This window comes from Actinokineospora auranticolor (assembly GCF_002934265.1).
GTDB lineage: Bacteria > Actinomycetota > Actinomycetes > Mycobacteriales > Pseudonocardiaceae > Actinokineospora > Actinokineospora auranticolor.
This window is the reverse complement of the sequence record NZ_PTIX01000031.1, coordinates 38,305-51,680: the sequence shown is the minus strand read 5'-3', so window position 1 is coordinate 51,680 and position 13,376 is coordinate 38,305. Positions and strand designations below refer to the sequence as shown.

7 protein-coding genes are annotated in these 13,376 nt (G+C 74.3%); 3 read left to right on the top strand and 4 right to left on the bottom strand.

Translation table 11 applies throughout. The features are described 5' to 3' along the window. Positions 1–15 precede the first annotated feature (15 nt). Positions 16–5,517, bottom strand: coding sequence for a non-ribosomal peptide synthetase (locus CLV40_RS33190; RefSeq protein ID WP_146108360.1), 5,502 nt, complete (start codon positions 5,515–5,517; stop codon positions 16–18). 134 nt (positions 5,518–5,651) lie between these two features. Here CLV40_RS33190 and CLV40_RS33185 point away from each other — a divergent pair, with 134 nt between their 5' ends. Beyond that, entirely contained in the window at positions 5,652–6,503 is an 852-nt protein-coding gene (locus tag CLV40_RS33185; RefSeq protein WP_181043900.1) for an alpha/beta fold hydrolase, read from the top strand. A 103-nt stretch (positions 6,504–6,606) separates the two neighbouring features. Here CLV40_RS33185 and CLV40_RS33180 read toward each other — a convergent pair whose 3' ends face one another. After that, a complete protein-coding gene (locus tag CLV40_RS33180) occupies positions 6,607–8,136 on the bottom strand; it encodes an SMI1/KNR4 family protein (RefSeq protein ID WP_146108359.1) in 1,530 nt (509 codons plus the stop codon). A gap of 90 nt (positions 8,137–8,226) precedes the next feature. Between CLV40_RS33180 and CLV40_RS33175 the strand changes: the two genes are divergently transcribed. After that, positions 8,227–9,759, top strand: coding sequence for a cation:proton antiporter (locus tag CLV40_RS33175; protein WP_104482973.1), 1,533 nt, complete (start codon positions 8,227–8,229; stop codon positions 9,757–9,759). A gap of 26 nt (positions 9,760–9,785) precedes the next feature. Here CLV40_RS33175 and CLV40_RS33170 read toward each other — a convergent pair whose 3' ends face one another. Then, positions 9,786–10,070, bottom strand: a complete 285-nt coding sequence (locus CLV40_RS33170; RefSeq protein ID WP_146108358.1) for a hypothetical protein — start codon at positions 10,068–10,070, stop codon at positions 9,786–9,788. A gap of 14 nt (positions 10,071–10,084) precedes the next feature. Further along, complete coding sequence (locus CLV40_RS33165; RefSeq protein WP_104482971.1) at positions 10,085–10,540, bottom strand: VOC family protein; 456 nt, start codon at positions 10,538–10,540, stop codon at positions 10,085–10,087. A 141-nt stretch (positions 10,541–10,681) separates the two neighbouring features. Here CLV40_RS33165 and CLV40_RS33160 point away from each other — a divergent pair, with 141 nt between their 5' ends. Beyond that, complete coding sequence (locus tag CLV40_RS33160) at positions 10,682–13,363, top strand: helix-turn-helix transcriptional regulator (RefSeq protein WP_245931728.1); 2,682 nt, start codon at positions 10,682–10,684, stop codon at positions 13,361–13,363. Positions 13,364–13,376 lie beyond the last annotated feature (13 nt).

Genomic DNA, 13,376 nt, shown 5'->3' with positions numbered 1-13,376 from the left:
GGCGCCGCCCCCGGCCTAGCCTGCCAGCTCGGCGAGCTGGTCGTCGGTGAGGTCGGCGAGCAGCGCGCACACGGCCAGCACCTGCTCGGCGTCGGCCGGGTCGGCCACCAGCGCCGCGGCGATCCGCGCCACCGTGGGCTGGGTGAACACCACCCGCAGCGACAGCTCGACGCCGAACAGCTCCCGGAGCCGGGCCACCACCTTCGTCGCGATGATCGAGTTCCCGCCGAGCCGGAAGAAGTGGTCACCGCGACCGACCGCGGCCAGCCCCAGCAGCTCGCACCAGATGGCCGCCACGGCCTCCTCGACCGGGCCCTCGGGCGGGCCGCTGATCTCCTCGACCACGGCCAGACCGGAGCCGGACGCGGTCAGCGCCAGCCGGTCGACCTTGCCGTTGCCGGTCAGCGGCAGCTCGTCGAGCACCCGGATGGTGGCGGGCACCAGGTAGTCGGGCAGCCGGGCCGCCAGGTGGGCGCGCAGCTCGGCCGGGTCCGGCTCGTCGCCGGACGCGGTCGCGAACGCCACCAGCCGGGTCGTGGCCCGGGTCTTGCCCGCCGCGACCACCACCGCGCGCTCCACCGCCGGGTGCTCGGCCAGCACGGCCTCGACCTCGCCGAGCTCGATCCGGTGCCCCTGGATCTTCACCTGGAAGTCCGCGCGGCCCAGGATCTCGATCGACCCGTCGGGCAGGTAGCGGCCCAGGTCGCCCGAGGCGTAAACCCGGGGCTCCTCGCCGGGCAGCGCGAAGAACTGAGCCTCGGTGCGGTCGCGGTCGCGCCAGTAGCCGCGCGCCAGACCGACCTGGCTGGCGATGTGGATCTCACCGGGCACCCACGTCGGCCGGTGCTGCCGGTGCGCGTCGAGGACGTGGTAGCGCTGGTTGGCCATCGGTTTGCCGTAGGGGATGCTCGGCAGCGACTGGTCGACCTCGCCGAGCGGGTTGACCACCGACCAGACGCAGGACTCGGTCGGGCCGCCGGAGGCGATCACCCGCACCCCCGGCGCCACGGCGCGCAGGCGGTCCGGCAGGGACACCGGGATCCAGTCACCGGCCAGGACGACCGTGCGCAGCGGCGCCAGCGGGTTCGGCAGGTTCTCGCCCTCGGCGTAGCCGACCAGGATCTCCACCAGCGTCGGCACCGAGTTCCAGAATGTCACGCCCTCGGTGCGGACCAGGTCGGCCCAGCGCTCCGGGTCGGGGTTCTCCGACGGCTCCGGGATGACCACGGTGCCACCGGCGGCGATCATGCCGAACACGTCGTAGACGGACAGGTCGAAGTGCAGCCCCGACACCGCCATGCACTTGTCGTTCGGGCCGATGCCGTGGCGGGCGTTGGCGTCGAGGATGGTGTTCGCCACGCCCCGGTGGTCGACCATGACGCCCTTGGGCTTGCCGGTCGACCCCGAGGTGTAGATGACGTACGCGAGGTCGGTCGGGGTCTGCGCGGGCGGCAGGGGCGTGGTGGGCGCGTCGGCGAAGTCGGTGTCGACCCGCAGCACGCGGATCCCCTCCGGCCACTCGACGTCCACGGTGGACTGGGTCAGCGCGGTGGTGACCCGGCCGTGGTCGAGCAGGTAGCGCAGCCGCTCGGCGGGCACCCCAGCATCGATCGGCAGGTACGCCGCGCCCGAGGCCAGCACGCCGTGCGCGGCCACGATCTGCTCCCAGCCCTTGCGCGTCACGACCGCGACGAGCTCGTCCGGCCGGGCGCCGCCGTCCCGCAGTACGTGCCCGACCTGGTTGACCCGCCGCGACAGCTCCGCGTAGGAGAGCCGGGTCTCGCCGAACACGACCGCCGTGGCGTCCGGCCGGGACGCCGCGTGCTCGGCGACCGCGGTGTGCAGCAGCAGCTCCGGCCACTCGACGGCGGTGTCGTTGGCCGCCGCGCGGGCCGCGAGCTGGTGCGCGGGCACCACGGGGAACCGGGCCAGGTCCCAGGCGTCCTCCTCGTCCACCAGCCGCTCGACCAGGTCGACGTACGCGCCGAACATGTCGGCCAGCAGCCCGTCGGGGAACGCCTCGTCGACGGAGTCCCAGCTGAACGCCAGCGCGCCGGACACCTCCGACACCTGCACGTCCAGCGTGACCTGCGGGGTCTGGGTGCTGGTGTAGATGGCCTCGCCGAGCGCGGTGTGGAAGGCGCGCGGCGGTTGGCCGAGCAGGCTCGTGACGACGATCGGGAACGCCGCGTGCGAGGCGACCCCCGCGCGGGTGGCCATCTCGCGCATCACCCGCACACCGCCGAAGTGCCGATGCTCCAGGTCGGCCAGCAGCTGCGTCTGCACGGACCGCGCGCGGTCGGCGAAGGTGCCGTCGACCTTGTCCACGGCCAGCAGCGAGGTGGTGGTGAAGTCGCCGATCATCCGGTCGATGTCCGGGTGCACGGCGAGCCGGTTGAACAGCGGGAAGTTGATGGTGAACCGGTCGGCCGCGCTCCACGCCCGCAGCACCTCGGCCAGGATCGCGACCACGATGCCCGACGGGGTCACCGACTCGGCGGTGGCCCGCTCCTTGAGCGCGGCCCAGCGCGGCGCGGACACGGTGTGCTCGCGGCGGGTGAACCTGGACCGCGCGGGCGGCGGCGTGAGCGCCTTGGGCAGCTCCGGCGCGGGCGGCAGGTCGTCGACCCGCGACAGCCAGTAGTCCTTGGCCCGCCGGTAGTCCTCAGTGGACTCCAGCTCGCCCTCGACGGAGACCACGTAGTCGCGGAACCGCAACCCGATCGGCGGCAGCTGGACGTCCGGGTCCTCGTAGTAGGCGACCAGGTCCGGGACCAGCACCTGGAAGTAGCTCCACGCGTCGATGATCAGCAGGTCCAGCCCGAGGTGGACGCGGCCACGACCACCCGGCAGCCGGGTGACCCGCACGTCCCACAGCGGGTACGTGTCGGCGGGCAGCACGAGGTGCGCCAGCTGCTCGCGCAGCTCCTCCGCGCGGGCCTGGGCCCGCGCCTCGGGCAGCTCCCGCAGGTCCAGCACCGGGATCCGGTGCGCGGGCGGGTTCTCGATGACCTGCTGCGTGCCGTCCGGCCGGATGACGGTGCGCAGCGAGTCGTGCCGGTCCAGCACCTTCTGCCACGCGGTGAGGAACCGGTCGACGTCGAGGTCCGGGCTCTCCCACTCCCAGTAGCCGTGGCAGCCGACGCTGCCGAGCTCGACCGCGTCGCTGCGGCCCACCCAGTACGCCTGCTGCGTGTCGGTCAGCGCGAACGGCGTGAACCGGTTCGCCTCGTCGGCCACCGGCGCGGACGCCGACGGCGGCTTGGGCAGCGCCTGCCGGTCCAGCTTGCCGTTGGCCAGCCGGGGCAGCTTGTCCAGCGCGATCAGCAACGTCGGCACCTGGTGCTCGGGCAGCCGCTGCCGCAGGTTCGCCAGCACCGGCTCCGGCGCCCACGCGGCGGGGTCGCTGGGGACCACGTAACCCACCAGCTGACCACCACCCGCGCCCGCGCAGGCCAGCACCGCGACCTCGCGGACCTCGCGGCGAGCCGCCAGCGCGGCCTCCACGCGGCTGATCTCCACCAGCACGCCGCGCACCCAGGTCTGCGCGTCCTGGCGGCCGATGACCTCCAGCCGCCCGTCCGGGCGCCAGCGGCCCAGGTCGCCGGTGCGGAACAGCACCTCGCCCGGCTCCTCGGGCAGCGGGTTGGTGACGAACCGCTCCGAGGTGCGCGCGGGCTGGTTCAGGTAGCCGTCGCACAGGCCCGCGCCGCCGACGTAGATCTCGCCGACCGCCGCGACCGGCACGGGCGCGAGGTGCTCGTCGAGCAGGTAGACGCGGGAGTTGGCGACCGGTCGTCCGACCGTCGGCACGCCGGTGTGCTCGCCCGCGGTCGCGGACGTCTCGCGCTCGCCGGTCACCGCGTCGTAGCCGGAGGTGGCGACGGTGACCTCGGTGGCGCCGTAGGAAATGGCGACCTCGAACGGCAGCGGCGCGGCGGGCCAGGACCGCACGGGCTCGCCCAGCACGATCATGAACCGCAGCGCGGCGGACGCGGGCCAGTGCAGCGCGCACACCCGCTGCGCGAAGGAGGTGACCAGCAGCGTGTGGGTGACCTTGCGGGCCAGCAGCCAGTCGCGCACCCGGGCCGGGGAGCTGGTGGTGACCGCGTCGGCGACGTGCAGCCGGGCACCGGCGGCCAGGAACGGCATCCACTCCATGCGGCCGATGGCGAACCCGGGGGAGGACATCCATGTGCCGCTCGACTCCGCCGTGATGTCGTAGGCCTCGACCATCCAGTTCATCAGGTTCACCAGCGAGTGGTGCGTGCCGCGCGCGCCCTTGGGCAGGCCGGTGGAACCGGAGGTGTAAACGATGTGGCTGAGGTCGTCGAGCCCGGTGACCACCCCGGGGTGCGTGGCCGGTCGCGCGGCGACGCGGTCGGCGTCGGAGTCGACGTGCACGACGGCCGGTCGGTAGGCGCCTTCCTTGGCGGTGCGCACCGAACGCAGCCGACCGACCAGACCCGAGTCGGTGACCACGGCGACCGGCGCGGCGTCGCGGATCATGTAGGCGGTCCACTCGTCGTCGTCGGCCGGGTCCAGCGGCACGACCGCGGCACCGGTGCGCAGCGCGGCGAGCGTGGCGACGACGGCGTCCGCCGAGCGCTCCAGGAACACGCCGACGTGCGTGCCGGGGGCGGCGCCGTGCGCGGCGAGGTCGTGGGCGAGGCGGTTGCTCGCAGCGTCCAGCTCGGCGTAGGTGAGTGTCGTGGTGCGGTAGGCGACGGCGGGGGAGTCCGGGTGCGACAGTGCCAGATCGGCTACGCGGCGCTCGAAGGTGCGCTGGTCGGCGTAATCGCGGGTGGTGGCGTTGAAACCCACCAGGACGCGCTCGCGCTCGGCGGGCGGCAGCATCTCCAGCAGCCCGATGGGCCGGTCGGGGTCGGCGTGCACGGCGGCGGTCAGCTGTGCCAGGTGCTCGGCGATGCGCACCGCGCGGTCCTCGTCGAGCACGGCGGCGTCGTAGCCCAGGCGCACCTTGGTCGACGCGGTGTCGACCAGCAGCGACAGGCGCGCGCCGGACCACGGGCGCGGGTCGTCGGCGAGCACGACGCCCGCGCTGAACGGCGTGGCGTGCGGGCGGGTCGGGTGGAACAGGGTGGTGAAGTCGGCCAGGGACAGGCCGGGTAAGTCGGGGCGGGACCGGGCGGCCACCGCGGCGGTGAACGTCTCGTGGCCGGTCAACGCCAACCGGTGCGCGACCGCGGTCTGACCGTCCGGGGTCCCGATGACCACCTCGTGCTGGCCGGAGAACCGGTGCAGCAGCACCGCGAACGCGACCAGCCACCCGTCGACGGGGTCCGAGCCCGCGCCCGACACGAGCCCGACCACCTCCCGCGCCACCGGCACCGCCACCTCGGCGGCCTGGTAGGGCTCGTCGAGCACGGGGCGGTCCGTCGGCAGGTCGAGCACGGCGGGGGCGCCCGCGAGGTGGGTGCGCCACGCGGCCACGGCGCGCCGGTCGGGTTCGGGTTGTCCTGCTGGGCGGTCTCCCGCGGGTAGCGAGATCGGCATATCGGGCTCCCATCCGGGGACTTGTCAAGCGAAAGCGACGCGCTCGGCAAGCTATGGAGACGGGGTTAGCCAGGGGTTACGGACCACCGGGCCGGATAACCGACCGCGAACCCCCGCGCGGACCATGGCCTCTCATGTCCGCGACCAGAAGGCATTCGGTGTTCCTGCCCGCGAACCAGGTGTGGCTGCACGCGGCCGTGTGGCGGGGGCCGGGCCAGGAGCTGCCCCCTTTGCTTGTGCTGCACGGGATCTGGGAGTCCTGGCGCACCTTCGCCCCGCTCGCGGGCGCACTGGCCGGACACCGCGCGGTGTACTGCCTCGACCTGCGCGGCCACGGCCTGTCCGACCGACCCGATCGGGGTTACCGGTTCACCGATTACGCCGCCGACGTCCTCGCCCTGGTCGACGGCCTGTCCTCGCGGTTCGGCGAGACAGACCTCTTAGGACACTCCCTGGGCGCCAACGTCGCCCTGTACGCCGCCGCCGAAGGCCACCCAGCCCTGGGGCGCGTCGTGGTGGTGGACCCCCCGATCCTCCTCGACGACGACTGGGCCGCGGTGCGGGCGGACATGCGGCGGAGCTGGGAGCTGGCCCGCGCGCCGCTGGCGGACATCGTCGCGGACCTGGGCCGCGGCTCCCGCCGCGACCCCACCTGGCTCCGGATGATCGCGGCGGCCCTGTCCGACACCGCCGACGGGGTATTCGCGGCGATGGTGGAGGGAGAACAGGGAGCGGTCGACTGGCCTTCCCTGCTGGCACCGGTCACCGCACCGGTGCTGGCGGTCGCCCCGGACCCGACCGTGCCGGGCGGCCTGCTCGTGGGAGATCGCCTGGCCGTGTTCCACCGGTCCCTGCCGCACGCCGAGATCACCCGAATCACGGGCGCGGGCCACCACGTCGAGGTCGACCGACCCGACGAACTCCGCTGCGCGGTCGACCGCTTCCTGTCGGCCGACCGCCCAGGCCGACTGTCGGGTGCCGCGTGACCACTCAGGTCGCGCGGCGGCGTCGGTAAGGATCGAGTAGTGGTTCACGCGCGCGGCGAGCCTCCTCGGCACATGGTTCACCGCGCCCACTGCTCGCGCGGGCCTACTCGGCTCCCCGCAGTCTCGCCGTCCACGTGGCCACTTCGGCGAGGGTGCTGTCGCCGTTGGACTGTGCGGCGGCTAGGCGCTTAGGGACGCGGGTCAGCTGGGCCCACTGGGCCCAGTTGAGGATGAGGACCCGCAGGTCCAGGTCGGCCAGGGCGTCGATGTCGTCGACCTCCGCCTCGGACAGGTCCAGGCGGACGAGGGAGGCGGGCAGGTCGGTGGCCCGCACGCGCACGCCCCGGACCGTGAGGTCCCACAGCGCGCGGTGGTCTTTCAGGAGGGTCAGGTCGGCCTCGGTGGCCTGCAACGACAGGGACTCCAGCCCCGGCGGCAGCCACACCGTCACCCGGCCCGCCCGGTTGACGTACAGCTCGCGCAGGCGGGGTGTGGCGGACAGGGCGGTGAGGTCGAGGTCGGTGGCCTCGATCAGGTAGAGCTGTTGGACGTCCGCGGCGGGCAGTTCCGCGAGCACGTCGGTGAGCGCGCGGTCGCCGACGAGGTGCGACGGCTGGTACCACTGGTTCGCCGGGGCGAGGACGGCACCGAGGTGGCCGGGGGAGGGGTGCTCCCGGTTCACGCGGTCCGCGCGGACGGCCTCAACCACCGACCGCAGCAGGGCGGTGACGGACTCGGCCACGTACTCCACCGTGCCCTCCACGCCCCGCCCGGCCACCAGGAGCTGACCGGAGCGTCCCTCCGGACCCGGGTCGAGGTCGGCGACCAAGGCCAGACCGGCGCCGTCGCGACCGATCTCGACCCACCAGTCGTCGCGGAAGAGCCGCCGGACGTGGCCCGCCGGTCCGGTCTCGCAGGCGGTTCGGTTCTCGGTGAACACCCCGTCTCGGTCGTAGTCGCCGACGCCGCGGGTGTCGTACTCGTACTGGTCGACCACGTCGTCGAGGTCCAATAGGCTGTAGCGGCCCAGCAGGCCGAGTTCCCGGTGGTCCGCGCCGACGAGCCGGTACAGCGCCCGGACGTCCTCGGGCAACCGCGCCCCCAGTGCCGCCTCGGTGGTCCGCAACTCCTCCTCCGTGACGGCCCTGCCGAACTCCGGTGGCCGCCCCTTGACCCGGTCGTACTGCGCGGCGAACTCGTCGACGAGCGCCTGGATCTCGCGGAGCGCCACGGGATCGGTGGGCGCGTCGGTCGGGGTCGCGGCCTCGGGGCGCGGCATCCCGGGGAAGGGGCGGTTGGGGTAGGTGTAGTCCGGGTCGAGGACGACCTGGGGCGGGGAGATCGTCCACAGGTCGAAGGTGTGGTCGAAGGTGCCGTTGCCGTCGGCGTCGAGCGTCACCTGCATGGTCAGGCGCCGCGAGTCGCCGGGCGCGCGCAGTTCGCGTTCGAGGTTCCGCAGGACGTCGGTGTCCAGACCGGCGATGTACCCGTGGGGCGAGTGGGGGAACCAGCCGAACCGGTGGGGACCCCCGGCGTTCACCACCTGCCACACGTGCGGCTTCGGGCCTCCCTCGGCGTGCTCGGCGACGATCCGCACCAGCTCGTTGATCAATTCCTCGCGTTTCCCCGTCACGCCCGGCAGCCTCCCACGCCCCACCGACAACGGGGCGGGCGACGGCTCTTGCGCGCGCGGCACCCGCGGACCGGCCTTTAAGGTTGCCGCGTGAATGGCGTTCAGCTCCTGCTCATCGTCGGCATCGGGATCGCGGTCACCGCCGTGGCCCGCAAGCACCGCGTCGAACCGGGCTGGCTGATCGTGGTGCTCGCCGCGGGCGCGTCGTTCATCCCGGGCGTGCCGCGGTTGGAGTTGGAGAGCGAGTTGATCCTCGCGCTCGTCGTGCCGCCGCTGCTCTACTCGGCGACCCGCGGCGCCTCGCTGGCCCGGTTCGGGGCGAACCTGCGGGCGATCATCTACCTCGGCGTCGTCACCGTCGTGCTCACGGCGGGTGTGCTGGGGCTGCTCTCGTCGCTGTTGTTGCCGTCGATCGGACTGGCCGCCGCGTTCGTGCTCGGCAGCGTGCTCGCCCCGCCGGACACCATCACCACGGTCTCCCACGGCGACGAGATCGGCCTGCCCAGCCGCGCGACGTCGATCCTGACCGGGGAGAGCCTGGTCAACGACGCGACCGCGTTGACGTTGTTCAGCATCGCGGTGGCGGCGGTCAACGGGGCGCACGCCACCTGGCTCGGCGGGGTCGGCGAGTTCTTCCGCACCGCCTTCACCGGGCTCGGCATCGGCGTCGGGTTCGCCATCGTGGCCCTGCTGATCCGCAAGAAGCTCGGCAACCCGACGCTGGAGACCGCGTTGGTGCTGCTGCTGCCGTTCACCGCGTTCCTCACCGCCGAGCAGGCCCACGCCTCCGGCATCCTCGCCGTGGTCGCCGCCGCGTTCTTCCTCAGCATCAACCTCGCGCTGGACCCGAAGCACCAGTACCCGGGCGGCTACCGGACCCGGTTGCAGGAGGAGAGCGTCTGGCGGGTCATGGACTTCCTGCTGGAGACGTTCGTCTTCGCCTACATCGGACTGCGGCTGCGGTTCGTGCTCGAGGACCTCGGCGCCCAGGAACCCGGTGTCGTCCCGACGCTGGTCGCGGCCGGTGTGCTGCTCGTGGCGGCGATCGTGTTCCGCGTCGTCGCGGTCTTCGGCCTGTTCGGCCGCTGGACCCTGCGCCACCGGCGGATCGCGCGGCGCCTGCAACGCCGACCGCGCCCGCCGCGCAAGCGGGGGGACCGCAGGCGCGGCGAACCGCTGCCCCCGCCCACGGTCAAGGAGACCGCGCTCGTCGGCTGGGTCGGCATGCGCGGCATCCTCACCCTGGCCGCCGCGGCGGGCATCCCCGAGTACACCGACTCCGGCGAGCCGTTCCCCGGTCGCGCCGCGATCCAGGCGATCGCGTTGATCGTCACCCTCGGCACCCTGCTCATCCAGGGCACCACCATCGGGTGGCTGGCCCGCAAGCTCGACTTCGACCTCGACGCCGAACGGGCCGAGCAGCGGCGGCTGCGCGACATCGGCAGGCAGGTCGTCGCCGAGACCGCCGCCCAACCCGTGACCGATGTCGACGCGGCGTTCGAGGCGCAGCGCCTGGCGCTGGGCCGCGCGGTCGCGCAACGGCGGGTCACCGAGGACGTGGCCCGCGAGCTGATCGAGGAGATCGACCTGCGGCAGGCCGCCCGCCACACCGGACACGCGTAGCCCGCGCGGCCGGTGTGGCGAGGTGGTCACCCGTCCGACAGGTCGTCGCCGCCGGTGCCGTAGCGGAGGAAGAAGTCGTGCTCGCCGTCCGCGCCCCGGGCCGGGACCGTCTCCTGCGCCGTCGTCGTCCGGCTGGTCTCCACCCGCTCCGGCAGGTGCGCGAAGCGCTGCTCGCGCACCATGTGCTCGGCGTACCAGGTCGGCCAGTCCGCGTCCTCGCGACCGGTCCGCGCCTCGTGCGCGCCGTGCGCCTCGGCCGCCCGCCGCAGCGCCTGGGCCAGCTCTTCCGCCGTCCTGAACGTCACGCTCATGACCAACACCCCAATCAGCGGCCGGGGAGCCGCGTCGTGATCTCCTGCAGGATCCACTCGTTGCCGTCCGGGTCCGCGAAGGACGCGAACGAGGCGTAGCTGCGCCGCGCCGGGTCCGGGCCGGTGACCCGGCCGGTGGTCCCCGCGCGGTGGAACACCCCACCCGCGTCGTGGAAGACCTCGCTGACCGCCGCGCCGCGCGCCAGCAGCTCCGCGCGGGCCGCCTCGACGTCGGCCACCACCAGGTGCAGACCCCGGACCGCGCCCGGCGCCGCGTCGCTCACCCCGTCGCTCACCCCGTCGCCGAAGATGATCGACGCGGCCGAGCCGGGCGGGGTCAGCTGCACGACGCGGAAACCGTCCGGACCGGGGAAGTCGGCGTCGAGCCGCCACCCCAGCGCCTGGTAGAAGTGCTTGGCCCGGTCGACGTCCGACACCGGCACGACCACGACCTCCAACCCCATGTCCATCTCGCCGCTCCCGTTCCCCGCGGCCCCGTCGGCCGCCGTGCCACCAACGATGGCCCCCCGGGGACCCCCATCGCCCCCGGGTAACACCCTGGTCCGCCACGGGCACGCGCTACCGTGGGGAGCCAGGGTGGAGGGGGACGGGTGGCGGAACTGCTCGGCAGGCGGGACGAGTGCGCGGCGCTCGACCGCCTGCTCCACGGCCGCGGCCAGGTGCTGGTCCTGCGCGGAGAGGCCGGAATCGGCAAGACCGCCCTCCTCGACCACCTGGCTGCCCGGGCCACCGGTCACCGGGTCGTCCGGGCCTCGGGCGTCGAGTCCGAGCGCGAACTCGTCTACTCCGGCCTGCACCAGCTCTGCGTCCCCTTCCTCGACCGCGTCCCGGGCCTGCCGGACCCGCAGCGCGACGCGCTCGGCACCGCCTTCGGGCTCAGCGCGGGCGACCGGCCCAACCGGTTCCTCATCGGCCTCGCCGTGCTGACGCTGCTCGCCGAGGTCGCCGAGGACGAACCCCTGGTGTGCCTGGTCGACGACGCGCAGTGGCTGGACCGGATGTCGGCGCAGGTGCTCGCGTTCGTCGCGCGCAGGCTGCTGGCCGAGCGGGTCGTCCTGGTGTTCGCCACCCGCGAGCCCGCGCCCGAGCTGGCCGACCTGCCCGAACTCGTCGTCGGCGGCCTCCGGCCCGACGACGCCCGGCTGCTGCTCGACACCGTCGTCAAGGGGCCGGTGGACCCGAGGGTGCGCGACCGCGTCGTCGCCGAGGCGCACGGCAACCCGCTCGCCATCGTCGAGCTGCCCCGCACCTGGACCGACGCCGAACTGGTCGACGGGTTCACCGGACCCGCCGGGCTGGCGGGCAGGCTCGAGCGCGCGTTCGCCCGCCAGGTCGAGGCCCTGCCCGAGGACACCCGGCGCCTGCTGCTCGTCGCCGCCGCCGAACCCCTGGGCGACGCCACCCTCCTCTGGGCCGCGGCGAGCCTGCTCGGCCTCGGGGCCGACCCGGCGACCGCCGCCGAGGAGACCGGGCTGATCGAGTTCGGGCGGCGGGTGCGGTTCCGGCACCCCCTGGTCCGCTCGGCGGTCTACCGGTCCGCCACGACCAGCGACCGGCACACCGCGCACCGGGTGCTCGCCGACGTGACCGACCCGGCCACCGACCCTGACCGGCGCGCCTGGCACCGCGCGCTGGCCACCGCCACCCCCGACGAGGACGTGGCCGCCGAACTGGAGCGGTCGGCCGACCGCGCCCGGGCCCGGGGTGGGCTGGTCGCGTCGGCGGCCTGCCTGGAGCAGGCGGCGCTGCTGACCCCGGCCGCGGGCGACCGGGCCCGGCGGGAACTCGCCGCTGCCCGGTCCAAGCGGGACGCCGGGCTGCTCGACGCCGCGCTCGACCTGCTGGACGCCGTCGCCGCCGGACCACCCGACTCGCTGCGCGCCGCCGAGGTGGCGCACCTGCGCGGTCAGATCGCGTTCGACCGGCGCCGCGGCACCGACGCCGCCGGCCTCCTGCTGGCCGCGGCCCGGAGCCTGGCACCGCTCGACGCCGACCGCGCGCGCGAGGCGCGGCTGGCGGCGGTCTCCGCGACCATCTGGACCGACACGCCCGCCGAGGTCGGGACGCCGCTCCCGGCGCGCGTCCCGCCGCGCGCGGTCGACCTGATGCTGGACGCGCTGGAAACCCGCCTCACCAAGGGATTCCCGGCTGCCGCGGCGCCGTTGTCCGAGGCGCTGACCGCCGTGCTCGTGCTCGACGCCGCCGTAGACGAGCTGTGGTTGCTGGGCAACCGCGCGGGCGGTGTCATCGCCGCCGAACTGGGCGACTTCGCCGCCGCCCACACCCTCGCCGCGCGCCAGGTCGAGCGCGCCCGCGAGACCGGCGCGCTCGTCCAGCTCCAGTTCGCGCTGAACTTCCTCGCCGACGCGGAGATCCGCGCGGGCGACCTGGTCGCGGCCCGGGCCGCGGTCGAGGAGGACCGGTCGATCTCGGACGTCACCCGGAACCCGCCGGTCGGGTACGCCGCGCTCCTGCTCGCCGCCCACCAGGGGGAGGACGCGGCGGCGGCGATCGCGGCCGCCGCGCGGGAAGCCGCGGCGCGCGGGCAGGGCAGGCTCGTGGCGTACACCGACTACGCGCTCGCCGTGCTGCACAACGGACTCGGCCGCCACGACGACGCGCGGGACGCGGCGGCGCGGGTCGTCGAGCGCGACCGGGTCGGCTACCGGATGCCCGCCGCGGCCGAGGTGGCGGAGGCGGCCTCGCGCACCGGGGACGAGCGCCTGCTCGCGGCGGCCGTCGACCTCGCGGCCGAGCGCGCCCGGTTGACCCCCACTGACTGGGTGCTCGGCATCGATGCCCGCGTGCGCGCCCTGGCCGCCACCGGGGCGGAGGCCGACCGGCTGCACCGCGAGTCGATCGCCCACCTGGCCCGGGGCCCGCTGCGCGTCGACCTGGCCCGGGGCAGGCTCCTGCACGGGGAGTGGCTGCGCCGCGAGGGGCGGCGGGTCGAGGCCCGCGAGCAGCTCCGGACCGCGCACGCCGACCTGGTGGCGATGGGCCTGGCGGGCTTCGCCGACCGCGCGCGCCGCGAACTGCTGGCCACCGGGGAAACCGTCCGGAAGCGCGCCGCGGCGCCGGTCGACGAGGAACTCACCGCCCAGGAGTCGCAGATCGCCCGGCTGGCCCGCGAGGGACTGTCCAACCCGGAAATCGGCACGCGGCTGTTCATCAGCCCGCGCACCGTGGAATGGCACCTCCACAAGGTCTTCGCGAAACTCGGCATCACCTCCCGCCGCCAGTTGCGCGACACCGCCCTCGTTTCGCCGTGAACCGGTGAACGCG